This is a genomic window from uncultured Bradyrhizobium sp., from assembly GCF_947648125.1.
Taxonomy (GTDB): Bacteria; Pseudomonadota; Alphaproteobacteria; order Rhizobiales; family Xanthobacteraceae; genus Bradyrhizobium.
On sequence record NZ_CANSMR010000014.1, the window covers coordinates 12,709 to 38,876 of the forward strand.

Genomic DNA, 26,168 nt, shown 5'->3' on the forward strand with positions numbered 1-26,168 from the left:
GGACGCGCGCCATGGGCCAGCCTTACGTTGGCGAGATCCGGATGTTCGCCGGCAATTTTGCGCCGGCCGGCTGGATGCTCTGCCAGGGACAGATCCTGCCGATCGACCAGTACAGCACCCTGTACAATCTGATCGGGACCACCTATGGCGGTGACGGCCAGCAGACATTCGCGCTGCCGAACTTGCAGGGTCGGCTGCCGCTGCACCAGACCAGCGGCTTCGTCATCGGGCAGACCGGGGGCTCCGAACAGGTGACACTGATCACCCAGCAACTGCCCATCCACAACCACCCGATGGCTGCGTCCCTGAACAATGCGACCGGCAACACGATGACCGGCAATGTCGTGGGCGCGGTGGGAGCGACCCAGATCTACCGCGAGGTCGCGGCCGCCTCGCCGATGGCGAGCCAGGCGTGCTCGTTGGTCGGCGGCAGCCAGCCGCACGACAACATGCAACCCTACCTCTGCTACAACTTCATCATTTCACTGTTCGGCGTTTACCCGAGCCAGAACTAGGACGGGACCATGTCTGATCAATTCCTGGCCGAGATCCGCATTTTTCCGTTCGACTTCGCGCCGTTGGGGTGGGCCGTCTGCAACGGCCAACTCATGCCGATCTCGCAGAACGCCGCACTTTTCTCCCTGCTCGGCACCTATTATGGCGGCGACGGCAAGAGCACCTTTGCGCTGCCAAACCTGCAAGGCAGCGCGCCGATGCAGCAGGGGCAGAGCTCCTCCGGCACCTTCTACGACATTGGCCAATCCGCCGGCACGACGACCGTGACTCTGCTGCAAAGCCAGATGCCCCAGCACAACCACGGGGTCCTGGGCAATATCAATCAGTCGGAGCTCGCCACGCCCAGTCCGGCACGATCCCTTGCACGCGCAAACCCGGGGCAAGCCTACACGGCGACGCTGACCAACGTTTCGCCGTTCTCGGCGACCAGTTCGATTCTGCCGAACGGCGGCAGCCAGCCCCACAACAACCTGATGCCCTATCTCACGTTGAATTTCTGCATCGCGTTGCAGGGCATCTTCCCGCCGCGCAGTTGAACCTGCCATGGCGGATGGTTTGAGCACCGATACGGCTGCCGCGGCGTTCGGATGGACGCGCGCCGCGGATGCCGGCCTGAGCTTCCGTCGTATCGCTGATGCCGATTTGCCCTTCCTGTCGCGGCTCTATGCTTCGACGCGCACCGATGAACTGGCGGTGACCCCGTGGAGCGCGGAGCAGAAGGCCGCTTTCCTGGCGATGCAGTTCCAGGCACAGCATGCGCATTACCAGCAGCACTATCCGACGGCCGACTGGCTGGTGACGATGCGTGGTGGAGAGGATATCGGCCGCCTCTATGTCGACCGCTGGCCGAGCGAGCATTGCGTCATCGATATCGCCTTCCTGCCCGAACATCGCGGATCCGGTCTCGGCGGCGCGCTGATGCGCGACCTGCTCGACGAGGCCGCCGGCGCAGGCAAGGCAATGTCAATCCATGTCGAGAAGTTCAATCCGGCGATGCGGCTCTACCGCCGGCTCGGATTCGTCACCGAGGAAGACAAGGGCGTCTACGACCTGATGCGCTGGCGCCGGACTGCAGCTTCCGGCCATCAGGTGAAGACCGCCTGATAGCCGTTGCCATCGCCGAGCGGGCCGATCGGAACCAGGAAGATCTCGATCACGCCGAGCGCCGGATGCCGCACCGGATAAATCGCCTGCGGCAACCACGCCCCCTTCGGCCCCGCAAACAACAGCGAGAATGCACCGCCCGGCCGACCGCTGTTGCCTGCGAACTCGACCTTGGCAAGTTTCAGCGTCACGGCGTGCTCCGCCGTCTGCATCTCGAACTCCGCGTCCTGATACGGCGTGAAGTCGTCACTATGCAGTTTCGCCAGATCGACGGTGGATGTCATGCGCACGTCCCTGTTGCTATCGAGGTGTAACACACGCGGCAATGTCGCCGTCAAGATTTCTGCCAGTCACCCACGGCCCGAACCGAAGCTTTCCGTCATTCCGGGGCTCCGGGGAATGACGGGTGGATGGAGCCGTGCCCCCTCCTGCCGCGCCGGCTTTCCCTGCGCCCTCTGCTCAAGCGGAGGGCAAGTAAACGCAAGACTCGGGTGCAGCGCGCCGCGAAACTGCGGATGCATGACTTACAAGCCGCGCAACGAACTCGCTAGCGCAGCGCGACCTGGGACCCATAACCACCGATGCCAATTGCTTAGCCAGCGCTGGGGCCACAGCTCACTTCAACGACACGACCCTGTGGTTATGGGTCCCTGCTTTCGCAGGGACGACAGCGGAATGGGCGGCGCGACCGTACCAAACCACCGGCAGGAGCCCTGATGACGGCCTCGATTTCCTCCGCTAACCTCCCCGCAAAGGGCCGCCGGCAAGGCGGGCCATCTTGAGGGAGGATAGCCGCGTGCATCGAGGCCGTGTCGTATTCGGTGCCATGGACGAGGTCGTGTTCGGGCGGCCCGCCCGTGAGGCTGTGGTCGAGCAACTGGACCGGCTGGGCGCCCAGCGCGCCTTCCTGATGGTGTCGGGTACGCTGAACCGCGAAACCGACGAGATCGAGAAAGTCCGCCAGGCGCTCGGCGCCCGCTGCGTCGGCACCTTCGACCAGATGCCGGCGCACACGCCGCGCGCCGCGGTCATCGCGGCGGCGCAACAGGCGCGCGATGCGAAGGCCGATCTGATCGTCACCATCGGCGGCGGTTCGATCACCGACGGCGCCAAGGCGGTGCAGCTCTGCCTCGCCAACAACGTCATGACATCCGACGGCATCGACACGATCCGCACCCGCGGCGGCGTCTCGCCCAAGATGAATCCTCCCACCGTGCGCCAGATCAGCGTGCCGACCACGATCGCCGGCGGCGAGTTCTCGTCGATCGCAGGCGTCACCAACGAGGCCAAGCGGCAGAAGGAGATGCTGCGCCACCCCCTGGTGATGCCGCGCGCCACCATCCTCGATCCGGACCTGTCGGTGCACACGCCGGACTGGCTGTTCCTGTCGACCGGCATCCGCGCGGTCGATCATTGCGTCGAGGGCATCTGCTCGCGCGAGGCGCATCCCTACGGCGATGCGCAGGCGCTGAAGGGGCTGGAGATGCTCGCGCAGGGCCTGCCGCGGGTGAAGGCCAACCCGAAGGACATCTCGGCGCGGATGGATTGCCAGATCGGCACCTGGCTCTCGACCGGCCCGCTCGCCTCCGGCGTACCGATGGGCGCGAGCCACGGCATCGGCTACGTGCTCGGCGCCGAGTTCGACGTGCCGCACGGCTACACGTCGTGCGTGATGCTGCCTGCGGTGATGCGCTGGAACAAGCGCGACAATGGCGACCGGCAGGCGCTGGTGGCAGCCGCGATGGGCCATCCGGGCGCGGACGCCGGCGACCTGCTCGACCGCTTCATCCGCGACCTCGGCATGCCGCGCAGCCTGGCGGAGGTCCGCGTTGGCCCTGAGCATTTCGACCGCATCGCGGCGGGTGCGATGCGCACGCCCTGGGTGCCGCGCAATCCGCGCAAGATCGACGGGCCATCCCAGGTCCGCGAGATTCTGGTGATGGCCGCTTAAAGCATGATCCGGAAAAGTGCGAAGCGGTCTTCCCTCGCGACAAACGCGAAGCGTTTGCGCGGAGATCATGCTCAAACGAGAAGCAAAGCAAAGACTGAGGGGAGATCTGACCTTCGATGTACACCGGCAAGCATGCTTACCTGCGCCCGCTGCAACCAGCCTTCATCATGGCCGGGACCGGCGAGATCGTCACCTATCGCGAGCTCGAGGCGCGCAACAACCGTCTCGCGCATCTGTTCCGCAACCGCGGCATGAAGCGGCTCGACCACTATTCGATCTTCATGGAGAACAACAACCGCTACCTCGAGGCCTGCGGCGCCGGTGAGCGTTCCGGCCTCTATTTCACCTGCGTCAATTCCTACCTCACGCCCAGTGAGCTCGCCTACATCCTGACCAACAGCCAGTCGCGGATCCTGATCACCTCCAAGCTGAAGCTCGACATCGCGCGCGAGGCGCTGAAGGAGTGCCCGCATGTCGAGCTCTGCATCGTGGTCGACGGCGACAGTGAAAGCGATCGCATCGTCGGGCTGCGCGAGGCCACCGCCGGCCTGCCGGCGACCCCGATCGCGAACGAATATGCGGGCACCGCGATGCTCTATTCGTCCGGCACGACCGGCCGGCCAAAGGGCATCGTGCGGCCGCTGCCCGAGCAGCCGCCGTCAGAAAACCTGCCGCTGTTCGATTTCCTGACCAAGCTCTGGCACTACCGCGAGGGCATGGTCTATCTGTCGCCGGCACCGCTCTATCACTCGGCGCCGCAGGCGGCGGTCAATCTCACCATCCGGATGGGCGGCACCGTCGTCATCATGGAGAGCTTCGATCCCGAACGCTATCTCCAGCTGGTCGAGAGATGGGGCATCACCCACAGCCAGCTGGTGCCGACGATGTTCTCGCGCCTGCTGAAGCTGCCCGAGGAGGTTCGCGCCCGCTACGATCTGTCGACGCTCGAGATCGCGATCCATGCCGCGGCGCCCTGCCCGGCGCTGGTCAAGGACGACATGATCAAATGGTGGGGCCCGATCATCCACGAATATTACGGCGCGACCGAAGGCCTCGGCTTCACCGCCTGCAATAGCGAGGAGTGGCTCGCGCATCGCGGCACCGTCGGCAAGGTACTGCTCGGCGACCTGCATATTCTCGACGAGAACATGCAGCCCTGCCCGAAGGGCACAGCGGGCACGGTGTGGTTCAAGACCGCGACGCCGTTCGAATATTTCAACGATCCGGCCAAGACCAGCGAGGCGCGCTCGGCAGACGGCAGCATGAGTACGGTCGGCGACGTCGGCTATGTCGACGACGACAACTTCCTCTATCTGACCGACCGCGCCACCTTCATGATCATCTCCGGCGGCGTAAACATCTACCCGCAGGAATGCGAGAACCTCTTGATCACCCACCCCAAGGTCGCCGACGCCGCGGTGTTCGGCGTGCCCAATGTCGATCTCGGCGAGGAAGTGAAAGCGGTGGTGCAGCCGGTCGACGGTATCGCGCCGGGGCCGGAGCTCGCCGAGGAGCTGATCGCCTTCTGCGCAAGTTCGCTGTCGCGCCAGAAGGTACCGCGCTCGGTGGATTTCGAGGCCGAGCTGCCGCGGCTGCCGACCGGAAAACTCTACAAGCGCCTGCTGCGCGATCGCTATTGGGGCAACAAGACCTCGCGGATCGTGTGAACAGGCGATGCGGCGAGCCGGGCAGTTGGAGTTGAGGACGCCGGACGGCGTAACTAAGTCGCCCGTCGTGCGGATTCCGCGCTATGCTGCGGGATCGCAAGCCAGCTTCGCCGGAGGCCGCCATGCCGTCGCCCAAGCCGCGCGAGCCGGAGCCGGTACCGGCCGGAAGGCTCGAATTCACTGCCGCCGAGATCGGTGCGCTCGCCCATCTCTATCGCGGCGAGGTCTACCGCAGCACGGTCTGGCGCACGCGCCTCGACAGCTCCACCAACTGGGCGGTGGTCACGACCGGGATCGCGCTGTCGGCGACCTACAGCAGCGCGGAGGCTTCGCCCCTTCCGATGGTGCTGGTCGGGTTGCTGGTCACGGTGTTCCTGCTGTTCGAGGCGCGACGCTATCGCTACTTCAACGTCTGGCGCGCCCGCGCCCGGTTGCTCGAAACCGATTTCTACGCGCCGATGATCCGCGGCGAAGGTCCCACGCCGAACGCGACCTGGACCGAGCTGCTCGCCAACGACTACCGGCACCCGCGCTATCACATCAGCCTTGCCCGGGCGATCGGCCGACGGCTGCGCCGGACCTATGGCTGGATCTTCGCGATCCAGGCCATCGCCTATTACGGCAAGCTGGCGATCCACCCGCTGCCGCTGACCACGCTGAGCGAGATCTGGGACCGCGCCGCGATCGGCCCGATTCCCGGGGCCATCGTGGTTCTAGCCGGCGTCGCCTTCCATTCCAGCTGGGCGCTGTTCGCCTTCGTCACGCATCGCATGGAGGTCGCAGACCGGCGTACGCGGCACAATCTGATCGCGATGGGGTGAGGCAGCACGAGCTGCGTTGCCGCTGGCCGGCTTTTCCCCTAACCTCTCCTCAACAAGAAAAGTCAGGGAGGATTTGCCGATGGAAGTGATCCCACTGCGTCCTGGATTCGGAGCCGAACTGCGCGGCGTCACGCTTTCGGATGTTGCCGCCAGCGATGCTGCCTATGCGGCGGTGCGCGCGGCGTTCGAGGAACACTCAGTGCTGGTGTTCCGCGGCCAGGAGGTCAGCGACGACGTCCAGCTCGCCTTCTCGCGCCGCTTCGGCCCGCCCGAGACGACCAAGGTCGGCTCGATGGGCACCGGCTCGCATTTCGTGATCCTCTCGACCTTCGGACCCGACGGCAAGGTGGTTCCGTCTGACCATCGGCAGCAGCTGCGCGCCAAGGCCAATCAGCTCTGGCACACCGACTCCTCCTTCAAGCGCGTGCCGGCGCTGACCTCGATCCTGTCCGCACGCATCATCCCCGAACATGGCGGCGAGACCGAGTTCGTCTCGATGCGGCTGGCCTTCGAGCGGCTCGACAAGGACGTGGCAAAGCGGCTGGAGAACTCCTTCGCCTGGCACTCCTACGCTCATTCGCGCAGCAAGGTGGCAACCGGGCTCGCGACATCGGAAGAAGTCGATGCACTGCCACCGGTATGCTGGCGCATGGTCTGGCGCAATCCGGTCAACGGCCGCGGCGCGCTCTATCTCGCCTCCCACGCCTATGGCGTCGAAGGCATGGATGCCGACGCCGGCAAGGCGCTCATCGAGCAATTGACCGAAGCCGCCACCACGCCCGGCGTCAGCTATCTGCATCAATGGAAGCAGGGTGACGTCGTGATGTGGGACAACCGCGCCACCATGCATCGCGGCCGTCCCTGGCCGGCGCATGAGGGCCGCCTGATGATCCGCACCACGATCTCGGCAACCGAGGCCGACGGTGTCGCGAACATGCAGCCGCCCTCAACGCAGGCGGCGGAGTGATTCTTTTTGTCGAAGCTCTCTCCCCGTCATCCCGAGAAGCCGCGAAGCGGCGCCTCGAAGGATGGACGGCCCCGGCCGCTGGCCGTGCATCCTTCGAGGCTCGCTGCGCGAGCGCCGCAGGATGACGGGAAGAATCTGGGATGCACAGATCATATCGGCGACAAACTGTCGCTGATCGCGAACCGCTTCGCGCCGCACGCATCGCCGCTAGCAATCGAATTCGAACGGAGATTCGTAGCTGCATAGCAAAACCGACTGAGTTCCCCGCAATCACAGCCATTATTCCCCGTCCGTGGAAATTTTAATGCACTCACGTCATCCGAATTGCCAATCCCCGCACGGCCCTCGCTGGTTGCCCGACAGCCTCACCGTGGTATCGTCGATGCCAATCGGCCATTGAGACCGAAATTCGTGGAGGGGACCATGCGGAGCGTGCAAGCGCTGGCCGTCGCGGTGTTGTCTGTGCTGACCATCGGCGACGTTTCACGCGCAGCCGAGCCGAAATCCGGCGGCATCTTCAGGATCTATCACCGCGATAGCCCCGGCAGCGCCTCGATCCATGAGGGCGCAACCTATTCGGTGAACATTCCGTTCATGCCGATCTTCAACAACCTCGTCATCTTCGACCAGCACATCGCCCAGAACAGCGCCAGCACGATCCGGCCCGAGCTTGCGGAAAGTTGGGCCTGGAGCGGCGACAACAAGACGCTGACCTTCAAGCTGCGCAAGGACGTGAAGTGGCACGACGGCAAGCCGTTCACCGCGGCCGACGTCAAATGCACCTTCGACATGCTGATGGGCAAGTCGCAGCAGAAGTTCCGCCAGAACCCGCGCAAGTCCTGGTACGACCAGGTCGACCAAGTCACGACCAACGGCGACTATGAGGCGTCGTTCAAGCTGAAGCGGCCGCAGCCGGCGCTGTTGTCGCTGCTCGCCTCGGGCTATTCGCCGGTCTATCCCTGCCACGTTTCGCCGGCGGAGATGCGCACCAAGCCTGTTGGTACCGGCCCCTTCAAGTTCGTCGAGTTCAAGGCCAACGAGTCGATCAAGCTGACCAAGAACCCGGATTACTTCAAGAAGGGCCTGCCCTATCTCGACGGCATCGAGTTCACCATCATCCCGAACCGCTCGACCGCGATCCTCGGCTTCGTCTCGGGCAAGTTCGACATGACGTTCCCGACCGAGGTCTCGATCCCGCTGTTGAAGGACGTCAAATCGCAGGACCCCAAGGCGGTCTGCGTGGTCGAGCCGAACAACGTCTCCACCAACATCATCATCAATTCGAGCGCACCGCCGTTCGACAATCTCGACATCCGCCGCGCGCTGGCGCTCGCGCTCGATCGCAAGGCGTTCATCCAGATCATGTTCGAGGGCCAGGGCGACATAGGCGGCACCATGGAGCCGGCCCCCGACGGCCTGTGGGCGATGCCAAAGGACATGCTGGAGCAGATTCCCGGCTACGGTCCCGACATCGAGAAGAACCGCGAGGAAGCCCGCAAGCTGATGCAGAAGGCGGGCTATGGCCCGGACAAGCATCTGCAGATCAAGGTGTCGACCCGCAACATCGCGGTCTACCGCGATCCCGCGATCATCCTGATCGACCAGATCAAGAGCATCTATATCGACGCCGAGCTCGACGTCGTCGACACCGCGCAATGGTTCCCGAAAATTGCGCGCAAGGACTACTCACTCGGCCTCAACCTCACCGGCAACGCTGTCGACGAGCCCGATCAGTCCTTCTACGAGAACTATGCCTGCGGCTCGGAGCGCAACTACACCAACTATTGCAACAAGGACATCGAGAAGTTGTTCGACCAGCAGTCCGAAGAGACCAATCTCGACAAGCGCAAGAAGCTGGTCTGGGAGATCGACAAGAAGCTGCAGGAAGACGTCGCGCGCCCGATCATCTTCCATGCCCGGACCGGCACCTGCTGGAAGCCTTACGTGAAGAATGTCACGATCATGTCCAACAGCTCCTATAACGGCTATCGCTACGAAGACGTCTGGCTGGACAAGTAGCGCAAAGCGTTTTCGAGCGAAGTCGATACCAGTTCGCGTCAAGAAAACGGGCCAAAAGAAGATTCGGGATCAGGGAGAGAGCCAGGGTGTTTGCCTATATCGTGCGGCGGCTGTTCCTGATGCTCGTGACCCTGTTCGGGATCTCGGTCATCATCTTCGTGCTGCTGCGCGTCGTTCCCGGCAACATCGTCGACATCCTGTTCGACGCCGCGGGCTTCGTCGATCCCGCCGACAAGGCCAATCTCGAGCGCGAGCTCGGCCTGAGCCAGCCTATCGTGATCCAGTACCTACACTGGATCGGCGGTCTGCTGCACGGCGACCTCGGCTATTCCTATGTCTCGGAGAAGCCGGCACTGGAGGAGATCCTGCCGCGGATTCCAATCACCGCGCGGCTCGCGGGGCTGGCGCTATTGTTCTCCGCCTCAATCGGGATTCCGCTCGGCGTCATCAGCGCGGTGCATCAGGGCTCGAAGCTCGACTATGCGCTGCGCGTCGTCAGCCTCAGCGGCCTCTCGCTGCCGTCATTCTGGCTCGGCCTCTTGATCCTCATGGCCTCGGTCTCGCTGTTCGGCACCATGCCGATCTTCAATCCGAACCCGAAGACCTGGCTCGAGGCGCTGACCATCTATGTGGTGCCGGCGATGGCGGTCGGCTTCCGCAGCGCGGCGCTGACCATGCGCATCACCCGCTCCTCGATGCTCGAGATCCTGCGCCAGGACTACATCCGCACCGCGCGCGCCAAGGGCGCTTCCGAAGCCTCCGTGAACTATCACCACGCGCTGAAGAACGCGGTGCTGCCGGTCATCACCGTGATCGGCATCGAGGCCGCCTTCCTGATCGGCGGGCTTATCGTCACCGAGACCGTGTTCAACATCCCCGGCATCGCCCGCTTCCTGGTCGAGGCGCTGCGCTGGCGCGACTACCCGATCGTGCAGAACCTCGTGATGTTCATCGCTGTCGTCGTCGTGGTCGTCAATTTCATTGTCGACATGCTCTATGCGGCGATCGACCCGCGCATCCGGTTTGGAGACTGACCTGATGGCGACCATCAACTTCGACAGCGAACTGCGCCGTGCCGGAGCCAACGCCACCGGCGGCTGGGGACGGCTGGCCTTTTTGGCACGGCGCCATGTGCTCGGCACCATCGGCCTGATCATCATGCTGCTGTTCGTGCTGACCGCGATCTTTGCCGATCTGATCAGCCGCTACGATCCACTTACCGTCGATTCCGCCCACCGGCTTGCCGCGCCCTCCATGCTGCACTGGTTCGGCACCGATTCCTTCGGCCGCGACGTCTGGAGCCGCATCGTCCATGGCGCGCGGATCTCGCTTGCGGTCGGCATCGGCTCCACGACCTTGGGCGCCACGCTCGGCGTGATCGTGGGTCTCACCTCCGGCTATCTCTCCGGCTCGGTCGACCTCGTGTTCCAGCGGGTGACCGACATCCTGCAATCGCTGCCGCTCCTTGTGCTCGCGCTGGTGATGACCGCGGCGCTCGGCCCGTCGCTGCCGAACGTGATCCTTGCGATCGCCATTCCCCTGATCCCGACCGTCGCCCGCGTGATCCGCGCCAACACCCTGGCGCTGCGCGAGCAACCGTTCGTCGAGGCCGCCAAATCGATCGGCATGAGCGAGATGCGCATCGCGCTGCGCCACGTGCTGCCGAACACCATCGCTCCGTTGATCGTGTTGGCTACCGCACAGCTCGGCTCGACCATCCTGACCGAGGCGTCGCTGTCATTCCTCGGCCTCGGTATTCCCGAGCCGTATCCGTCCTGGGGCCGCATGCTGTCGGAATCCGCTGCTGAATACGTCCGCACCGCGCCGTGGCTGGTGATCTTCCCCGGGATTGCGATCAGTCTCGCGGTGTTCGGCACCAATCTGTTCGGCGACGCGCTGCGCGACATCCTTGATCCGAGGCAGCGCGGCTGATGAGCGAGGCTACTCCGGCAGAGACGGTTCTCGACGTGAAGAACCTGCAGACGGTGTTCTTCACCAACTCCGGCCTGTTCCGCGCGGTCGACGACGTCTCGTTCTCGGTTCGCCGCGGCGAGACGCTGGCGATCGTCGGCGAATCCGGCTGCGGCAAGAGCGTCAGCGCGCTCTCGATCATGCGCCTGGTGCCCGATCCGCCCGGCCGCATCGTCGGCGGCTCGGTGACGCTCGAAGGCACCGACCTGCTGAAGCTCGACGATGCCGCAATGCGTGCCATCAGGGGCAACCGCATCTCCATGATCTTCCAGGAGCCGATGACCTCGCTCAATCCGGTGATGCGGATCGGCGACCAGATCACTGAGGCGGTGCGCCTGCATCGGAAGATGAGCAGCAAGGAGGCGTGGGCGCAGGCGGTCGACATGCTGCGGCTGGTGCGCATCCCTGAACCGGAGCGCCGCGCGCAGGAATATCCGCATCAGCTCTCCGGCGGCATGCGCCAGCGCGCCATGATCGCGATGGCGCTGGCCTGCCGGCCGGCGCTCCTGATCGCGGACGAGCCGACCACCGCGCTCGACGTCACCATCCAGGCGCAGATCCTCGCGCTGATCGTCGATTTGCAGCAGCGGCTCGGCACCGGGCTGATCCTGATCACCCATGACCTCGGCGTCGTCGCGCAGACCGCGCAGCGCGTGATCGTGATGTATGCCGGCAAGAAGGTCGAGGAGGCGACCGTCGAATCCCTATTCGAGAAGCCGCTGCATCCTTATACGTGCGGGCTGATGGCCTCGATGCCGGCGGTGATCGCGCTGGGCGCGAAGACCGATGCGCGGCTGACCGAAATTCCCGGCATGGTGCCGTCGCTGACCAATCTGCCGCCCGGCTGCGCCTTCGCGCCGCGCTGCAAGTTCGCGATCGACCGCTGCCTCAAGGAGTACCCGCCGCTCGATGAGGTCAAAAGCAATCACTGGGCGGCGTGCTGGCGCGCCGGCGAGATGGCGGAGGCGCCATGACCGAGCAACGCCCGCTCCTCGAGGTGACCGATCTCGTCAAGCACTACGCGGTGCGCGGCGGTGTGCTGCGCCGGCAGGTCGGCACCGTTCACGCGGTCGACGGCGTCAGCTTCGCGCTTGGTGCCGGCGAAACGCTCGGGCTGGTCGGCGAATCCGGCTGCGGCAAGTCGACGGTGGCGCGCACCGTGCTGCGGCTGGTCGAGCCGACCAGCGGCGCGATCAAGCTCGACGGCGAGGATATCGCGCCGCTCAGCAAGACCGCGCTGCGGCCTTACCGCCGCTCGATGCAGATCGTGTTCCAGGACCCGTTCGCCTCGCTCAACCCGCGCATGACGGCCGGCGATATCGTCGGCGAACCATTGAGCGTGCACGGCATCGCGACCGGCGCGAAGAAGCAGGAGCGCGTCGCGGAACTGTTCCAGCAGGTCGGGCTCCGGCCCGACCAGATGAAGAATTTTCCGCACCAGTTCTCCGGCGGCCAGCGCCAGCGCATCTGCATCGCGCGTGCGCTGTCGCTCGGGCCACGTCTGATCGTCTGCGACGAGCCGGTCTCCGCGCTCGACGTCTCGATCCAGGCGCAGGTGATCAACTTGTTGATCGACCTGCAACGCAAGCAGAACTTCTCCTACCTGTTCATCGCGCATGACCTCGCGGTCGTCGCCCATATCAGCCATCGCGTCGCCGTGATGTATCTCGGCCGCATCGTCGAGATCGCCGACAAGCACGAGCTGTTCGCCAATCCGCGCCATCCGTATACGCAGGCGCTGCTCGCATCCGTGCCGATCGCCGACCCCAAGGCCAGGCGAACCGCGCCACTGATCGACGGCGACGTGCCGAGCCCGATCAACCCGCCCTCGGGCTGTGCCTTCCACACCCGCTGCCGCTACGCGATGGATCGCTGCAAGACCGAACGCCCGGCGCTGCAAGCGGCCGGGCCGGCGCATCAGGTCGCCTGCTGGCTGAATGACGGCACAGGGCGTGCCGAATAACTCCACTGTCCTCCCTGCGAAAGCAGGGACCCATAACCACAACTGTTCGATGTGGAGCAACGCCGTGGCTCCAACGAACTCTCTCACCACATTCGGTGGTTATGGGTCTCGGGTCGCGCGGAGCCTGTCATCGGGCGGCGCTTCGCGCCGACTCGTTGGCTTGCCCGGGACGACACCTGTTACGCCGCCGCCTCGATCTCCACCACGATCTTCCCCGTCGTCACCTGCTCGCCCTCGGCGACGTCGATCGACGACACCGTGCCCGCGACGCCGGCGGTGTGGACATGCTCCATCTTCATCGCCTCCAGCGTCATCACCGGCTGGCCGGCCGCGACCTTGTCGCCGGCCTTCACCAGCACCGCGACGACCCGGCCGTTCATCGCGGCACGAACCTTGCCGTCGCCGCCGGCGGCGGTCGCGCTCTCCGGCGGGGCAAGGGTGAAATCGCGCGCCGACAGCGTGATGCCGCGATGCAGGATATGGAGGCGATCGCCATCGCGCAGGAGTTTGGCCTGCTCCATCACGCCATCATGATGGAAACGGATGCTGTCCTGACCTAGTTCATCGATCACGAAGCTGAAGCGATCGCCATTGCGGGTCGCGAGGTAGCTGCCGTCGCGCTCGCGGACAATCTCGATCTCCTGCACGCCGTGGCCGAGGTCGATCCGCAAGCCGAGCGGGAACGTCGCTGACAGCGACCGGCCGCGCTGCCATGGCGGCGCGTGCGGGTTGGTGACATAGAGCAGCAGCGCCGCGAGCGCGAGGTCGCTGCCGCGATCGGGCCGCGGCGCCAGCAGCGCATCGCGGTTGTTGCCGATGAAGGCCGTGGTCGCCTCGCCCTTGGCAAAGACCGGATGACGCAGGCAGTCGATCAGGAAACCCTGATTGGTGGTGACGCCGAAGGCCGTGACCTGCTCCAGCGCACAGATCATCTTGCCCCGCGCCTCGTCGCGGCTCGCGCCGTGGCTGATGACCTTGGCGATCATCGAATCATAGAACGGCGGAATCTCCGAACCGGACTGCAGTGCGTGCTCGACACGGATACCATCCGGCACCTGCCACCGCGCCATCGTGCCGGATTGCGGCATGAAGTCGTGCCCGGCATCCTCGGAGCACAGCCGGACCTCAATGGCATGACCGGAGAAGGTGATGTCCTCCTGCCTCAGACCGAGCGGTTCGCCCCGGGCGACACGAAGCTGCAACTCGACGAGATCGAGCCCGGTGATCGCCTCGGTGACGGGATGCTCGACCTGAAGCCGCGTGTTCATCTCCATGAAGTAGAAATTGCCGGCACGATCGAGCAGGAATTCCAGCGTGCCGGCACCCTCGTAGCCGATTGCCTTGACCGCTTGGACGGCGACCGCACCCATCCGCGCGCGCAGCTCCGGCGTCACCGCGGGTGACGGGGCCTCCTCGATCAGCTTCTGGTGCCGCCGCTGCACCGAGCAATCGCGCTCGCCAAGATGGACCGCGTTGCCATAGCGGTCGCCGAACACCTGGATCTCGATGTGGCGGGGATCGACGATCGCGCGCTCGAGGATGACGGTGGGATCGCCGAACGCGCCCAGCGCCTCCGACCGCGCGCTACGCAGCGCATCCGGAAATGCGCCGGCATCCGCGACCAGCCGCATGCCGCGGCCGCCGCCGCCGGCGACTGCCTTGATCATGACAGGGAAGCCGATTTTCTTCGCTTCGGCCAACATGACGGCATCGCTCTGATCGGCGCCCTGATAGCCGGGCACGCAGGGCACGCCGGCCTTCTGCATGATGTCCTTGGCGCCGGCCTTGTTGCCAATCGCAAGGATCGCCTCCGGCGACGGACCGATGAACACGAGCCCTGCATCGCGGCAGGCCTGCGCGAAATCCTCGTTCTCGGCGAGGAAGCCGTAGCCGGGATGCACCGCGCCGGCGCCACTCGCCTTGGCAGCGGCGATGATCGCGTCGATCTTCAGATAGGATTGCGCCGGCAGCGCCTCGCCGATCCGCACCGCCTGGTCGGCCTCGCGCACATGCAGCGCGTCGCGGTCGGCATCCGAATAGACCGCGACCACGCCATAGCCGAGCCGCCGCGCCGTGTGCATGATTCGCACCGCGATCTCGCCGCGGTTGGCGATCAGGATCTTGAAGAACGGTGTCCGCTTCACGATGGTACCGCTCATGGCCGTGCCACCGAGAACTGCATGCGCTGCGGGGTGCGTGCTTCCGCCTCGCGGCAGATCGCCAGCACCTCTGACAGCACCGTCCGCGTATCGCGCGGATCGATCACGCCGTCATCGAGCACCCGGGCGCTGGTCGAGAACACGTCCATCTGGCCATCGAACACACCGGTGATCTGCGCCTTCATCGCGTCGAGCTTCTCCTTCTCGATCGGCTTGCCGCGCCGCGCGGCGGCAGCTTCAGTGACGATCGCCATGGTCTCGGCGGCCTGCTCGCCGCCCATCACGGCGGTCTTGGCGTTCGGCCAGGAGAAGCAGAAGCGCGGATGGAAGCCGCGGCCGCACATGCCGTAATTACCTGCGCCGAACGAGGCGCCGCAATACAGCGTGATCTGCGGCACCGTCGCCGAGGTCACGGCCTGGATCATCTTGGAGCCATGCTTGATCATGCCGGCCTCTTCATAGGCGCGGCCCACCATGTAGCCGGTGGTGTTGTTCATGTAGAGGATAGGCGTGCGCGACTGACAGCAGGCCTGGATGAAATGCGTCGCCTTGTTGGCGCCGGGCACATCGAGCGGGCCATTATTGGTGATGATGCCGATCGCCTGCCCTTCGATGCGGGCATGGCCGCAGACCGTCGCCGGGCCGTAATTGGCACCGAACTCGGTGAAATCGGAGTCGTCGATGAAACGCGCGATCGCCTGCCGCATGTCGACCGGACGCTTGTGGTCCATCGGCATGATGCCGAGCAGCTCCTCGGCGTCATAGCGCGGCGGCTTGAACGAAGCGGATTCGGGCGTCGAACGATCCCGAGGACGGTCCCATGGCAGCTTGGCCATGATGTCGCGCGCGATGCGGAGTGCGTCGCGGTCATCCTCGGCGAGATAATCGCCAAGCCCGGAGATCTGCGTGTGCATCTCGGCGCCGCCGAGCTCCTCCTCGGTCGCGATCTCGCCGGTGGCGGCCTTGAGCAAAGGCGGCCCGGCGAGGAAGGCGCGGGTGCGGCCGCGCACCATCACGATGTAGTCGGAAAGGCCGGTCTGGTACGCGCCGCCCGCGGTCGACGAGCCGTGGGTGACGGTGACGACGGGAAGCCCCGCCGCCGACAGCCGCGCCAGATTGCGGAAGATGTTGCCGCCGCGGACGAAATCCTCGACCCGGTAGCGCAGCAGATTGGCGCCGGCGCTTTCGACGAGCTGCACATAGGGCAGCTTGTTCTCCAGCGCGAGCTCCTGCACCCGCAGCGTCTTGTCGAGACCGTAGGGTTGCAGCGCGCCGGCGTCGATGCCGGCATCATTGGCGCTGACCATGCAGCGGATGCCGGAGACGAAACCGATACCGGCGACCAGGCCGCCGCCCGGCACGCTCTTGTCCGGGTCCGGCACATCGAACATGTAGCCGGCGAGCGTCGACAGTTCGAGGAACGGCGAGCCGGGATCGAGCACCAGCGCGACGCGTTCGCGCGGCAGCAGTTGGCCGCGCTTGTGGAAGCGGTCCTTGGCCGCGGCCGATGCCGCGCGGGTGCGCTCCTCCAGCCCCCGCATCCGGGCGATCAGCGCCAGCATGCCGTCGCGATTGCCCTGGAATGCGGCGCTGCCGGTGGCGATGGTGTTCTCGATGATAGCCACTAGGCGCGCTCCACAAAATGCCCACTGTACTGCTGCCGCAGCTCGACCTTGCGCAGCTTGCCGGTCGCGGTCATCGGCATCTCCTCGAGGATACGCACCAGCTTCGGCACCTGGAAGCCGCCGAGATGCTTTCGGCAATGCGCCTCGATGTCGGCCTCGTCGGCCACCGCACCGGGCTTCAGCTTGACGAAGGCGGAGACCGCCTCGCCCCATTGCGGATGCGGCAGGCCGACCACGGCGGCATTCTGCACGGCGGGGTGCGCCAGCAACGTCTCCTCGATCTTGACGGAAGCGACGTTCTCGCCGCCCGACTTGATCATGTCCTTCTTGCGGTCGAGGAACAGCACCTCGCCATTGGCGTCGATCAGGGCGAGGTCGCCGGTATGGTGCCAGCCGAACTTGCGCGCCTCCTCGGTCGACTTGGTGTCCTTGTAATAGCCCATCATCACGTTGGGTCCGCGATGCACCAGCTCCCCGATCTCGCCGCGCGGCAACAGATTGCCGTTGTCGTCCATGATCGCGGTCTCGTTGACGATCAGCGACTCGCCCCAGTAGTTGCCGAAGCGCTCGAGCTGCACCTCCGGCCGCGACATCGTCGTCGCCGGGTACATTTCGGTCTGGCCGCTGGTCAGCACGAAGTTCGGACACATGTCCGCCATCGCGCGTTCGAGCAGCGGCTTGCCCATCGGCGCCATGGTGTAGATGCAGCAGCGCAGGCCGGACAGGTCATATTCGCGGCGGCGCGGATGATCGAGGATCGCCTGGTACATCAGCGACAGACCGACGAACACCGTGAGCTTGTCGCGGACGATCGCCTCCATGCACACCACCGGATCGAAGCCGCGCATCAGCGCCATGCGGCCGCCGACCGAGAGATAGCTCAGCAGCAGCACATGGCCGGCACAATGGAACAGCGGAAACTGGCCCGTGATCCCGTCATCACGCGAGAGCTGCATCTCGATGCAGTTGCTCATCACCGCCATCACCACGGCGAGATGGCAATGCATCGCGCCTTTCGGCCGCGACGTGGTACCCGATGTGTAGATGATCATTGCGAGATCGCGGTCGTTGATCTCGATGTCAGGCTCGATATCGGATTGCCCCTCCATCAGGCCGTTGAACTCCGGCAATCCGGTCTTGCCGGCATTGCCGGTCAGGTCGATCGCGATCATCTCCATCCCACGCGCTTCCAGTGCGGCGCGCCGGTCGGCCTGGGCATGGAGATTGTCGTCGATGATGGCGAAGCGCACCTCGGCATGGCCGAGGATGTAGTCCATGTCCGACGGCCCGAGCATGGTGTTGATCGGCACCCAGACCAGGCCGGCGCGGTGGATGCCGAACAGCGCTTTGACGAACTCGACGGAGTTGTTGCAGATGGTCGAGATCTTCTCGCCCGGCTTCAACCCGCGCTGCACCAGATGATTGGCGAAGCGATTGGCGTCGCGCTCGAGCTCGGTGAAGGTGACTTGCCTTCCGCCGTCGGTCAGCGCGACGCGATCCGGAAACCGCCGCGCGGCGCGCTTGAGGAGGTCGCCGATCGCGACCCGTCCGATGCGGCCCGGCCCGGCGACGCCGCCGGTTGCTGCGAGATTGTCCATGTGCTTCCTCCCGCCTCGTCATTGCGAGGAGCGAAGCGACGAAGCAATCCACTCTCTCTTCGAGTGGCAAGATGGATTGCTTCGCTTCGCTCGCAATGACGGCTGGTGCGGCCTAGTGCCTGACCCCGAAGATCTGTCGCGCTTCCGCGGGGCTCGCGATCTCGCGCCCCGCGCGCCGCGCGCAGGCGGCGAGCCCTTCGACGAGTTGCCCGTTCGACGTCACCTTGGCGCCATCGCCGAGATAGAATGTATCTTCCAGACCGCTGCGCAGATGGCCGCCGAGATCGGCGGCGCGCTGGTGCAGCGGCCAGATCTCGGCGCGGCCGATCGCAGTGACCTGCCAATGCGCATCCGGCGCCTTCAGCTTCAAGAGGATCGGCAACAGCTCCGGATCGGCCGGCATGCCCGAGGCGACGCCCATGACGAAATTGTATTCGAGCGGGCCGGAATACATGCCGGTCTGCCGGTACATGCCGACGCAGCGCACGATACCGACATCGAAGCACTCGAATTCTGGAATCGTACCGGCCACCTTCATCACATCGAGATAGTCCTGCACCTTCTCGACCGCGTTATCGAACATCATCGGCGGCCAGGCCCAGGTGTTGTCGGCCTTGACCTTCAGATAGTTGAGCGAGCCGGCGTTGCAGGCCGCGATTTCCGGCCTGGTCTCGCGCACACAGTCGAGCGCGCCCTGGTAGTTCGGACCCGAGGTGCCGGTGGTGTGGTTGATGATGACGCCGGGGCAGGCCTCGCGGATCGCCTGCTGGATCTCCTTGCTGACCGCGACCTCCCACGACGGCAGGTGGCCCTTGTTAGGCGCCTGCTGACGCAGATGGATGTGCATGATGCTGGCGCCGGCGTTGAACGCGGCCTTGGCCTCGCGCGCCATCTCTTCCGGCGTCACCGGAACATTGTGCTGCTTCGGGTCGGTAAGCACGCCGTTCAGCGCGCAGGTGATGACGGCCTTGTCGCTCATGGGTCTCTCGTCCGGGTTGCAGCGCACCTGCGCGGCTGATTTTGCCATGATGAGAAATTTGTCTGTGCGCCATCTTGCGTTGACTGGCTAAGTGGATGCGCTCACGACGGAATCCGCCGTCAGCCGGTTAACACAAGACGCGACACCCACGTGGCGCGTAGGCTCGCTGTAAGCAAAAGCGGCGCAATAAGCCGGCATCACGGGGAGAACGTCATGGTCTCGATCAACCGGCGCAGATGGCTCACCGGCGCGGCAGGCACGGGACTTGCCGCGATCGCGGGCCTCAGGCCTTCGCTGGCCGAAGACACACCCGGCGTCACCGCGACCGAGATCAGGATCGGCAGCACCACTTCGCTCAGCGGACCGGTGTCGGCGCTCGGCGTGCAGGCGCGCTGCCAGGAAGCTTATTTCAAGATGTTGAACGAGCAGGGCGGCATCGCCGGCCGGCAGATCAAATACATCTATTACGACGACGCGTTCAATCCGGCGAAGACGGTTGAGCAGGTGCGCCGCCTGATCGAGAGCGACAATGTCGCCTTCCTGTTCAACATGCTCGGCACCGCGCCGAACTCGTCGGTCGTCAAATACATCAACGCCGCCAAGGTGCCGCATCTGTTCCTGTCGGTGAACGGCGACAAATGGGGCGACTACAAGACCTATCCCTGGACCATGGGCTTCGCGCCGAGCGCCCGCACCGAGGCGCAGGTGTTCGTCAAATATGCGCTGAGCCAGAACAAGAATGCGAAGTTCGCGGTGCTCTACCAGAACGACGATCTCGGCAAGGATTTCGTCGCCGGCACCAAGGATGTCCTGGGCGAGCGGTTCGCGACTTCGGCGGTGGTGGCCTCGCACGAGGTCACCGATCCCACGATCGATTCCCAGATCGTTGCGCTGCGTGGCGCCAATCCGGACGTGCTGATCTCGGGCTCCACGGCGAAATTCTGCGCGCAGTCGATCCGCAAGATCTACGAGCTCGGCTGGAAGCCGATGCATTTCATCGCCAGCGGCGCGGCCTCGATCTCCTCGACCATTGCGCCTGTCGGCCTAGACAAGTCGCAGGGCACGATCTCGTCGGCCTATGTGAAGGACGTCGCCGATCCGGCCTGGGCCAACGACCCCGGCGTGAAGGATTTCCTCGCCTTCATGGCGAAGTACTTCCCCGACGGCAATCCGAAGGAGGGCTACAGTCTCTACGCCTACACGGTGGCGCAGGTGCTGAAGATCGTGCTCGAGCAGTGCAAGGGCAATTTCACCCGCGACAACATCATGGCGCAGGCCAACAACCTCAGGGATGTCGAGGTCCCGACGCTGTTGCCCGGCATCCGCGTCAACACCAGCCAGACCAATCACCACCCGCTGCAGCAGCTTCAGCTGCAACGGATCGAAGGGCCCGGCTGGCTGCGGTTCGGCGAGGTGATCCAGGGCGCGAATTTGTGATCAAGGCCGTCATGACGACCGAAACGAAGCGATCTATATCGCAACTGGTGAGCGATGTAGGTGAATCCTTTGACGAATCCCAGATCCTTGTTTCTCGGCATTGCGCTCGGCGCCTGCTTGATCGCGACGTCGGCTGCGGCGGCGGAGCAGATCTGGCTTTCGGGCGTCGACCCCGTGGTTCAGGCCGATCGCGGCGGCGTCGCCACGGCGAGCGACTTCATGGAACTGTTCCAGCAGAGCGCGCCGTGGCGACGCGCGGCTGCGGCGATCCAGGTCTTCAAGGTCTCCACCCAGTTCCTGCACCGATCGAGCAATGCGGACCTCGCCGCCGTGATCCAAGATCTTCGCCGTCGCCACATCGCACTCGCCATGGAGGCTGAGATTCTGGTCGCCACGACCCGGTGCGGAAACGGCATTCCCGGCTACACCACCACCGCGGTCATCAAGAAGGCGGCGGAGCGGGTCGCGGCCCAGGGAGGCGAGATCGCCTATGTCGCTTTCGACGAGCCCATGACTTGGGGACATTTCGCCCGCCGCGCGTGCCAGTACACGACTGAAGAAGTCGTCGACAACATCGCCCCGAGCGTCAAAGCGTTGAAGGCAGTGTTCCCGGCCGTTCGGTTCGGCGACATCGAGCCCGTGACAGACCAGACGTCCGGCCGCCTCAGCGAAATCCTGAAGTTCGCGGCGCTGTTCAAGGCGAAGACCGGCAAGCCTTTGACCTTCCTGCAGGCTGACCTGATCTGGCAAAACAACTGGCGGCCACAACTCACGGTCTGGAAGAGCCGACTGCACGCGGCAGGCCTTAGCTATGGCGTCGTGATCGACGGCGATCCGGGCGACCACAGCGACCTCGCCTGGACCGGTCATGCCGTTCAGCGATATCACGAGCTCGTCGCAGATCCGACGATTTCGCCCGACGCATTTATCATCCAGAGCTGGCAGGCTCGGCCAACCCACACGCTCCCCGAGGACAATCCAGGTACCCTGACCTCAGTGGTCGTCCAGACCGTGGTGCACTGACCGTGGCGTTGCTTGCCAGCTCTACTCACAGCGCCCGTTCGCCCACCGCCTGCCCGGTGCGGTAGATCGCAAGATCCCGCGAGCCGGAGAAGATCGCGCGCGGCTTCAAGCCATAGAAGCGGCGGATCGAGTGGCTGAAATGGGTCGAGTCGGGATAGCCGATATCCTGCGCGAGATGCGCGAGGTTGATGTCCTGGTTGGCGAAGTGCAGCAGATGCCGCGCGCGCTTCCAGGCGCGGAAGGAGCGGAACGAGATTCCGGTCTCCTCCTTGAACAGATGCAGGAAGCGTGACGGAGAAAGACCGGCCTCGGTGGCGCAGCCTGCCGCGGTCACCGGCTCGCCGGAGAACTGCCCGATGCGGCTGATCGCGCGCACCACCCGCGGATCGAGCACACGCTGCGGCAGCGCGTCGCCGAAGCACATGGTGTCGAACTCGGCATTCGCGATCGCATCGCGATGCTGCATCTCGGCAAGCGTCGCATAGGCGTTGCGAATCCGGTTCGCGAACAAATGAGAGTCGGGCCCTTGCAGGCGGCGGGCGACGGCTTCGAGCGTGCCGTCAGGCACGCTTTCCGGCTCGATCGCGACGCAGATCGCGGAGCGATATTCGCTGGTGATGGTGTGGCGCAGGTTCGGCATCGTCACGGCTAGCTCGCCGTGGGACTCGCGGCCCTCGCTGGTCGACAGATGCAAGCCGTCGCGGATCGCGACATAGACGTGGAATGCGCCGGGACAGCGCTCGCGCGGACGGCCGAGCAGCCCGGCATAGAACACCCGTTCCGGCGTGATCAGCATCCGGTGGCCGGACTGCTGGCCGGATTTTTGGCACTTCGCGTCCACGATCGCGTCCATGGCGGTTCCTCCTCGCGCGGCTCTTTGGGCCGCTGCGGCGGAGCTACCATAGCGCAAATTCGCAACCTGTCACCGACGCGAAATGTCGTCATTCCGGGACGCATCGAAGATGCGAGCCCCAATGAGCAGTTGCGCATTGTGGAATCTCGAGATTCCCCGATGCACAATTGTGCATCTGAGGCTCGATGCTAACGCATCGCCCCGGAATGACGGAGAAGTTACGGCCGCGCCCGCGGCACAACGTTCTGTTCCTGCCCGGCTTTTTGCTCCGACGCCACCGCGCGCTTGTAACCTTCGCGCTGCTGCAGCCGCGCCCAATAGGCCGCGACATTGGGCCCGAAATCCTTGGCGAGGCCGATATTGCTGGCGAGCCGGAGCGCATAACCGTTGGTGATGTCGGCGGCGGTGAAGCGTTCCGCGCAGAGGAATTCCGAGTTCGCGGCGGCGGCTTCCACCGCGCGCAGGCGGCCCAGGAACCATTTTGCATAATCGCCCGAGACCTGCGGGTTGCGACGCTCCTCCGGCTCGAGCTGGCTGTAGCGAAGCACCAGCGTCTGCGGAAAGGTCAGCGTCGCATCGGAAAAATACATCCAGTTCAGGAACGCGCCATAGGCGGGCTCGTCGGGGCCTACGATCAACGGCGTCGGGCCGTATTTGGTGCCGAGGTAGTGGCAGATGCCGGAGGATTCCGTCATCTTCGTCTCGCCGTCGACCATGAACGGAATGGTGCCGAGCGGGTTGATGCCGAGATATTCCTTGGCGAACACGCGCGGCGGGAACGGCAGCATCTTCAGCTCATAGGGCAGCCCAAGCTCCTCCAGCATCCACAGCGGGCGGAACGAGCGCGCGGCGTCGCAGTGATAGAGCGTGATCATCAGGCGTTTCCTTTTTGCTTCATGCCGGGCAGCGTGCCCATCATCTTGCACAATACCATCAACATCACCTCGTCGGCGCCGCCACCGATCGAGGTCAGGCGGCTGTCGCGATAGGCCCGGCTGACCGGCGTCTCGTTGGTAAAGCCCATCCCGCCCCAATATTGCAGGCAGGCGTCGGTCAGCTCGCGGCCGAGCCGGCCGGCCTTCAATTTCGCCATGGTCGCAAGCCGCGTCACGTCCTCGCCGGCGACCAGCGCCTCGCCGGCGCGATAGATCAGCGAGCGCAGCAGCTCGACCTCGGTCTGCATCTCCGCCAGCTTGAAGTGCACCACCTGGTTGTCGAGGATCGAGCCGCCGAACGCCTTGCGGCTCCGGGTGTAGTCGATGGTCTCGTTGATGATGAATTCATGCGCCTTCAGGCAGGCCGCCGCGCCCCACAGCCGCTCCTCCTGGAACTGGATCATCTGGTAGGTGAAGCCCTGCCCCTCCTCGCCGATCCGGTTGCGCTTCGGCACCCGGACGTTGTCGAAGAAGATCTGCGCCGTATCCGATGAGCGCATGCCGAGCTTGTCGAGCTTGCGCGCGACCTGCACGCCCTTGGTCTTCATCGGCACGCAGATCAGCGACTTGTTGCGATGGACCTGGCCGTCGCTGGTGTTGGCGAGCAGGCAGATCCAGTCGGCCTGCGTGCCGTTGGTGATCCACATCTTGCCGCCGTTGATGACGTAGTCGTCGCCGTCGGAGCGCGCGTTGGTCTTGATCGAGGCGACGTCGGAGCCGGCGCCGGGCTCGGAGACGCCGATGCAGGCAACCTGGTCGCCCGCAATCGCCGGTACCAGGAATTCGCGCCGCACCTCGTCGGAGCCGAACCGCGCCAGCGCCGGCGTTGCCATGTCAGTCTGCACCCCGATCGCCATCGGCACGCCGCCGCAGGTGATGGCCCCGAGTTCCTCGGCCATCATCAGCGCGTTGGAATAATCCAGCCCCTGACCGCCGAATTCGACCGGCTTGTTAAGGCCGAGGAAGCCGAGATTGCCGAGCTTCTTGAACAGCTCATGCGCCGGGAAGATATCGGCCTTCTCCCATTCGTCGACATGAGGATTGATCTCGGCCGCGATGAACTTTTGTAAAGCGCGGCGCGGTTCGTCGTGGTCGGCGGTGAAGAGCATGTTCTATTTATCCTTCGTCATTCCGGAGCGCGAGCCCGGAATCCATACGCATTATCGTGGTTACGGATTCCGGGCTCGCCGCTTCGCGTCGCCCTCAGGTGCGCAATTGCGCACCGGGGAATGACGGTTGAGGGTGAACGGCATCTCTAGAGTCCCATCTGCCTCGACGCGAGATCCTTCATGATCTCCTCGGTGCCGCCGCCGATCGCATTGACCTTGACCTCGCGGTAGATGCGCTCGACCTTGACGCCGCGCATGAAGCCGGCGCCGCCGAAAATCTGCACCGCCTCGGAGGCGCAATGCGCCATGGTCTGTGTAGCCTGGTTCTTCATCATGCAGATCTCGGCGACTGGGCTCTCGCCCTGGCCGAGCCGCCACGCCAGCATCTCCAGCATCGCCTGCGAGGCCGCGACCTTCTGCGCCATGTCGACGATCTTGTGTCTGATCACCTGGTGCTGGGCGATCGGCTTGCCGAACGTCTTGCGCTCCTTGGCATAGGCGACCGCCTCGTCGAGGCAGACGCGCGCATAGGCCGTGCAGCCCGCCGCCATGCCCATGCGCTCGCTGTTGAAGTTCTGCATGATGATCTTGAAGCCCTGCCCCTCCTCGCCGATCAAATTCTCGACCGGCACGCGGCATTCGTCGAAATGCAGGGTCGCGGTATCCGACGCCCACCAGCCCATCTTCTTCAGCTTGGTGCGGGAGAGACCTGGCGTATTGCCCTCGATCAAGAGCAGGCTGACGCCGCCCGGCCCCTCGCCGCCGGTGCGCACCGCGACCGTCAGATAGTCGGCGCGCATGCCCGAGGTGATGAAGGTCTTCTCGCCAGAGACGACGTAATGGTCGCCGTCGCGCCGCGCCTTGGTGCGCAAATTGGCGACATCGGAACCGCCGCTCGGCTCGGTGATCGCGAGCGCGGAGATCTTCTTGCCCGCAAGCACCTCCGGCAGCACCCGCGCCTTGACGTCCGGGCGCGCGGCGCGGGCGATCGGCGGCGAGCCGATGGTGTGGCTCATCAGGCTCGCGGAGACGCCGCCGGCGCCGGCGCGCGCCAGCTCCTGCGAGGCCACGATCTTCATGAACTGGTCGGCGGCGATCCCCCCATATTCTTCAGGGAAACCGAGGCCGAGCAGCCCGATGTCGGACGCCTTGGCATAGAGCGCGCGCGGAAACTCGCCCTCCTCGTCCCATTGATGGGCATAAGGCTCGATTTCCCTGGCCACAAAGCGTCGCATCACCTCGCGAAAGGCCTCATGCTCGCTGGTGTAGAACGGGTTTGCCATCCGCGTGCTCCGTTGATTCCCGCCTGCGACGATGTCCGGATTTTTCCCTGTTCACTTGCGTCGAGTGGCTGTCCGCCGGATCGGGTTTCCATCTAGCCTCCCGCCAGCCACTAAACGCAAGACAGTATCCCGATACGCCCCCTCCACTGCCAGTTCATGGCATCAATCGAGCCAGGAACAGGCGGCGC

The 26,168-nt window shown here is 64.8% G+C and carries 23 protein-coding genes; 14 read left to right on the forward strand and 9 right to left on the reverse strand.

What is annotated here, in order from left to right:
* The first annotated feature begins 11 nt into the window (after positions 1 to 11).
* Genes Q0030_RS23260 through Q0030_RS23270 form a run of 3 tightly spaced genes read left to right on the forward strand, consistent with a single transcriptional unit; the run spans position 12 to position 1,620 of the window.
* Positions 12 to 515, forward strand: a complete 504-nt coding sequence (locus Q0030_RS23260; RefSeq protein WP_298372058.1) for a tail fiber protein — start codon at positions 12 to 14, stop codon at positions 513 to 515.
* A gap of 9 nt (positions 516 to 524) precedes the next feature.
* Positions 525 to 1,052: a tail fiber protein gene (locus tag Q0030_RS23265; RefSeq protein WP_298372060.1), complete on the forward strand. Its 528-nt coding sequence runs from the start codon at positions 525 to 527 to the stop codon at positions 1,050 to 1,052.
* A gap of 7 nt (positions 1,053 to 1,059) precedes the next feature.
* Positions 1,060 to 1,620 (forward strand): GNAT family N-acetyltransferase, encoded by a 561-nt coding sequence (locus Q0030_RS23270; protein ID WP_298372062.1) that lies wholly within the window; start codon positions 1,060 to 1,062, stop codon positions 1,618 to 1,620.
* Here Q0030_RS23270 and Q0030_RS23275 read toward each other — a convergent pair.
* Complete coding sequence (locus Q0030_RS23275) at positions 1,602 to 1,904, reverse strand: hypothetical protein (protein WP_298372064.1); 303 nt, start codon at positions 1,902 to 1,904, stop codon at positions 1,602 to 1,604. The genes Q0030_RS23270 and Q0030_RS23275 overlap by 19 nt on opposite strands.
* A gap of 512 nt (positions 1,905 to 2,416) precedes the next feature.
* Between Q0030_RS23275 and Q0030_RS23280 the strand changes: the two genes are divergently transcribed.
* From Q0030_RS23280 to Q0030_RS23320, 9 genes are all read left to right on the forward strand, one after another.
* Entirely contained in the window at positions 2,417 to 3,571 is a 1,155-nt protein-coding gene (locus Q0030_RS23280) for an iron-containing alcohol dehydrogenase (RefSeq protein ID WP_298372066.1), read from the forward strand.
* 116 nt (positions 3,572 to 3,687) lie between these two features.
* Positions 3,688 to 5,238 (forward strand): AMP-binding protein, encoded by a 1,551-nt coding sequence (locus Q0030_RS23285; protein WP_298372068.1) that lies wholly within the window; start codon positions 3,688 to 3,690, stop codon positions 5,236 to 5,238.
* A 122-nt stretch (positions 5,239 to 5,360) separates the two neighbouring features.
* Positions 5,361 to 6,059, forward strand: a complete 699-nt coding sequence (locus tag Q0030_RS23290) for a DUF2270 domain-containing protein (RefSeq protein ID WP_298372070.1) — start codon at positions 5,361 to 5,363, stop codon at positions 6,057 to 6,059.
* Positions 6,060 to 6,138: 79 nt separating this feature from the next.
* Entirely contained in the window at positions 6,139 to 7,026 is an 888-nt protein-coding gene (locus tag Q0030_RS23295) for a TauD/TfdA family dioxygenase (RefSeq protein WP_298372072.1), read from the forward strand.
* Between the two features lie 423 nt (positions 7,027 to 7,449).
* A complete protein-coding gene (locus tag Q0030_RS23300; protein ID WP_298372074.1) occupies positions 7,450 to 9,045 on the forward strand; it encodes an ABC transporter substrate-binding protein in 1,596 nt (531 codons plus the stop codon).
* Positions 9,046 to 9,131: 86 nt separating this feature from the next.
* Entirely contained in the window at positions 9,132 to 10,079 is a 948-nt protein-coding gene (locus Q0030_RS23305) for an ABC transporter permease (RefSeq protein ID WP_298372076.1), read from the forward strand.
* 4 nt (positions 10,080 to 10,083) lie between these two features.
* Positions 10,084 to 10,977 carry an ABC transporter permease gene (locus tag Q0030_RS23310; RefSeq protein WP_298372078.1) on the forward strand — a complete coding sequence of 298 codons (894 nt, stop codon included), beginning with the start codon at positions 10,084 to 10,086 and terminating at the stop codon, positions 10,975 to 10,977.
* A complete protein-coding gene (locus tag Q0030_RS23315; RefSeq protein WP_298372080.1) occupies positions 10,977 to 11,990 on the forward strand; it encodes an ABC transporter ATP-binding protein in 1,014 nt (337 codons plus the stop codon). Before Q0030_RS23310 ends, Q0030_RS23315 begins: the two co-directional genes overlap by 1 nt.
* Positions 11,987 to 12,979: a dipeptide ABC transporter ATP-binding protein gene (locus Q0030_RS23320; RefSeq protein ID WP_298372082.1), complete on the forward strand. Its 993-nt coding sequence runs from the start codon at positions 11,987 to 11,989 to the stop codon at positions 12,977 to 12,979. The genes Q0030_RS23315 and Q0030_RS23320 overlap by 4 nt, the downstream gene beginning before the upstream one ends.
* 179 nt (positions 12,980 to 13,158) lie before the next feature.
* On the opposite strand, the gene Q0030_RS23325 is transcribed toward Q0030_RS23320, so the two are convergent.
* The 4 genes from Q0030_RS23325 to Q0030_RS23340 form a co-directional block, all read right to left on the reverse strand.
* The gene (locus Q0030_RS23325; RefSeq protein WP_298372084.1) at positions 13,159 to 15,138 is read right to left on the reverse strand and encodes an acetyl-CoA carboxylase biotin carboxylase subunit; all 1,980 of its coding nucleotides are present in this window, start codon (positions 15,136 to 15,138) and stop codon (positions 13,159 to 13,161) included.
* Positions 15,135 to 16,763 (reverse strand): carboxyl transferase domain-containing protein, encoded by a 1,629-nt coding sequence (locus Q0030_RS23330; protein ID WP_298372086.1) that lies wholly within the window; start codon positions 16,761 to 16,763, stop codon positions 15,135 to 15,137. Before Q0030_RS23330 ends, Q0030_RS23325 begins: the two co-directional genes overlap by 4 nt.
* Positions 16,763 to 18,361 (reverse strand): AMP-binding protein, encoded by a 1,599-nt coding sequence (locus Q0030_RS23335; RefSeq protein WP_298372088.1) that lies wholly within the window; start codon positions 18,359 to 18,361, stop codon positions 16,763 to 16,765. Before Q0030_RS23335 ends, Q0030_RS23330 begins: the two co-directional genes overlap by 1 nt.
* 112 nt (positions 18,362 to 18,473) lie before the next feature.
* Complete coding sequence (locus tag Q0030_RS23340; RefSeq protein WP_298372090.1) at positions 18,474 to 19,340, reverse strand: 3-keto-5-aminohexanoate cleavage protein; 867 nt, start codon at positions 19,338 to 19,340, stop codon at positions 18,474 to 18,476.
* A 213-nt stretch (positions 19,341 to 19,553) separates the two neighbouring features.
* Here Q0030_RS23340 and Q0030_RS23345 point away from each other — a divergent pair, with 213 nt between their 5' ends.
* Both Q0030_RS23345 and Q0030_RS23350 read left to right on the forward strand, forming a co-directional pair.
* Positions 19,554 to 20,777: an ABC transporter substrate-binding protein gene (locus tag Q0030_RS23345; RefSeq protein WP_298372092.1), complete on the forward strand. Its 1,224-nt coding sequence runs from the start codon at positions 19,554 to 19,556 to the stop codon at positions 20,775 to 20,777.
* Between the two features lie 117 nt (positions 20,778 to 20,894).
* Positions 20,895 to 21,800 (forward strand): hypothetical protein, encoded by a 906-nt coding sequence (locus tag Q0030_RS23350; RefSeq protein WP_298372094.1) that lies wholly within the window; start codon positions 20,895 to 20,897, stop codon positions 21,798 to 21,800.
* Between the two features lie 25 nt (positions 21,801 to 21,825).
* On the opposite strand, the gene Q0030_RS23355 is transcribed toward Q0030_RS23350, so the two are convergent.
* The 4 genes from Q0030_RS23355 to Q0030_RS23370 form a co-directional block, all read right to left on the reverse strand.
* On the reverse strand, positions 21,826 to 22,653 hold the full coding sequence (locus Q0030_RS23355; RefSeq protein ID WP_298372095.1) for a helix-turn-helix domain-containing protein: 828 nt from the start codon (positions 22,651 to 22,653) through the stop codon (positions 21,826 to 21,828).
* Positions 22,654 to 22,871: 218 nt separating this feature from the next.
* Entirely contained in the window at positions 22,872 to 23,528 is a 657-nt protein-coding gene (locus Q0030_RS23360; protein WP_298372096.1) for a glutathione S-transferase family protein, read from the reverse strand.
* Positions 23,528 to 24,697, reverse strand: a complete 1,170-nt coding sequence (locus Q0030_RS23365; protein ID WP_298372097.1) for an acyl-CoA dehydrogenase family protein — start codon at positions 24,695 to 24,697, stop codon at positions 23,528 to 23,530. Before Q0030_RS23365 ends, Q0030_RS23360 begins: the two co-directional genes overlap by 1 nt.
* 146 nt (positions 24,698 to 24,843) lie before the next feature.
* Positions 24,844 to 25,980: an acyl-CoA dehydrogenase family protein gene (locus Q0030_RS23370; RefSeq protein WP_298372099.1), complete on the reverse strand. Its 1,137-nt coding sequence runs from the start codon at positions 25,978 to 25,980 to the stop codon at positions 24,844 to 24,846.
* Positions 25,981 to 26,168 lie beyond the last annotated feature (188 nt).

Coding starts and splice junctions, on each gene's coding strand:
- Q0030_RS23270 (WP_298372062.1), top strand. CDS start 1,060: ATGGCGGATGGTTTGAGCACCGATACGGCTGCCGCGGCGTTCGGATGG.
- Q0030_RS23340 (WP_298372090.1), bottom strand. CDS start 19,340: ATGAGCGACAAGGCCGTCATCACCTGCGCGCTGAACGGCGTGCTTACC.
- Q0030_RS23325 (WP_298372084.1), bottom strand. CDS start 15,138: ATGAGCGGTACCATCGTGAAGCGGACACCGTTCTTCAAGATCCTGATC.
- Q0030_RS23315 (WP_298372080.1), top strand. CDS start 10,977: ATGAGCGAGGCTACTCCGGCAGAGACGGTTCTCGACGTGAAGAACCTG.
- Q0030_RS23295 (WP_298372072.1), top strand. CDS start 6,139: ATGGAAGTGATCCCACTGCGTCCTGGATTCGGAGCCGAACTGCGCGGC.
- Q0030_RS23355 (WP_298372095.1), bottom strand. CDS start 22,653: ATGGACGCGATCGTGGACGCGAAGTGCCAAAAATCCGGCCAGCAGTCC.
- Q0030_RS23345 (WP_298372092.1), top strand. CDS start 19,554: ATGGTCTCGATCAACCGGCGCAGATGGCTCACCGGCGCGGCAGGCACG.
- Q0030_RS23260 (WP_298372058.1), top strand. CDS start 12: ATGGGCCAGCCTTACGTTGGCGAGATCCGGATGTTCGCCGGCAATTTT.
- Q0030_RS23370 (WP_298372099.1), bottom strand. CDS start 25,980: ATGGCAAACCCGTTCTACACCAGCGAGCATGAGGCCTTTCGCGAGGTG.
- Q0030_RS23275 (WP_298372064.1), bottom strand. CDS start 1,904: ATGACATCCACCGTCGATCTGGCGAAACTGCATAGTGACGACTTCACG.
- Q0030_RS23360 (WP_298372096.1), bottom strand. CDS start 23,528: ATGATCACGCTCTATCACTGCGACGCCGCGCGCTCGTTCCGCCCGCTG.
- Q0030_RS23290 (WP_298372070.1), top strand. CDS start 5,361: ATGCCGTCGCCCAAGCCGCGCGAGCCGGAGCCGGTACCGGCCGGAAGG.
- Q0030_RS23365 (WP_298372097.1), bottom strand. CDS start 24,697: ATGCTCTTCACCGCCGACCACGACGAACCGCGCCGCGCTTTACAAAAG.
- Q0030_RS23265 (WP_298372060.1), top strand. CDS start 525: ATGTCTGATCAATTCCTGGCCGAGATCCGCATTTTTCCGTTCGACTTC.
- Q0030_RS23320 (WP_298372082.1), top strand. CDS start 11,987: ATGACCGAGCAACGCCCGCTCCTCGAGGTGACCGATCTCGTCAAGCAC.
- Q0030_RS23310 (WP_298372078.1), top strand. CDS start 10,084: ATGGCGACCATCAACTTCGACAGCGAACTGCGCCGTGCCGGAGCCAAC.
- Q0030_RS23285 (WP_298372068.1), top strand. CDS start 3,688: ATGTACACCGGCAAGCATGCTTACCTGCGCCCGCTGCAACCAGCCTTC.
- Q0030_RS23335 (WP_298372088.1), bottom strand. CDS start 18,361: ATGGACAATCTCGCAGCAACCGGCGGCGTCGCCGGGCCGGGCCGCATC.
- Q0030_RS23300 (WP_298372074.1), top strand. CDS start 7,450: ATGCGGAGCGTGCAAGCGCTGGCCGTCGCGGTGTTGTCTGTGCTGACC.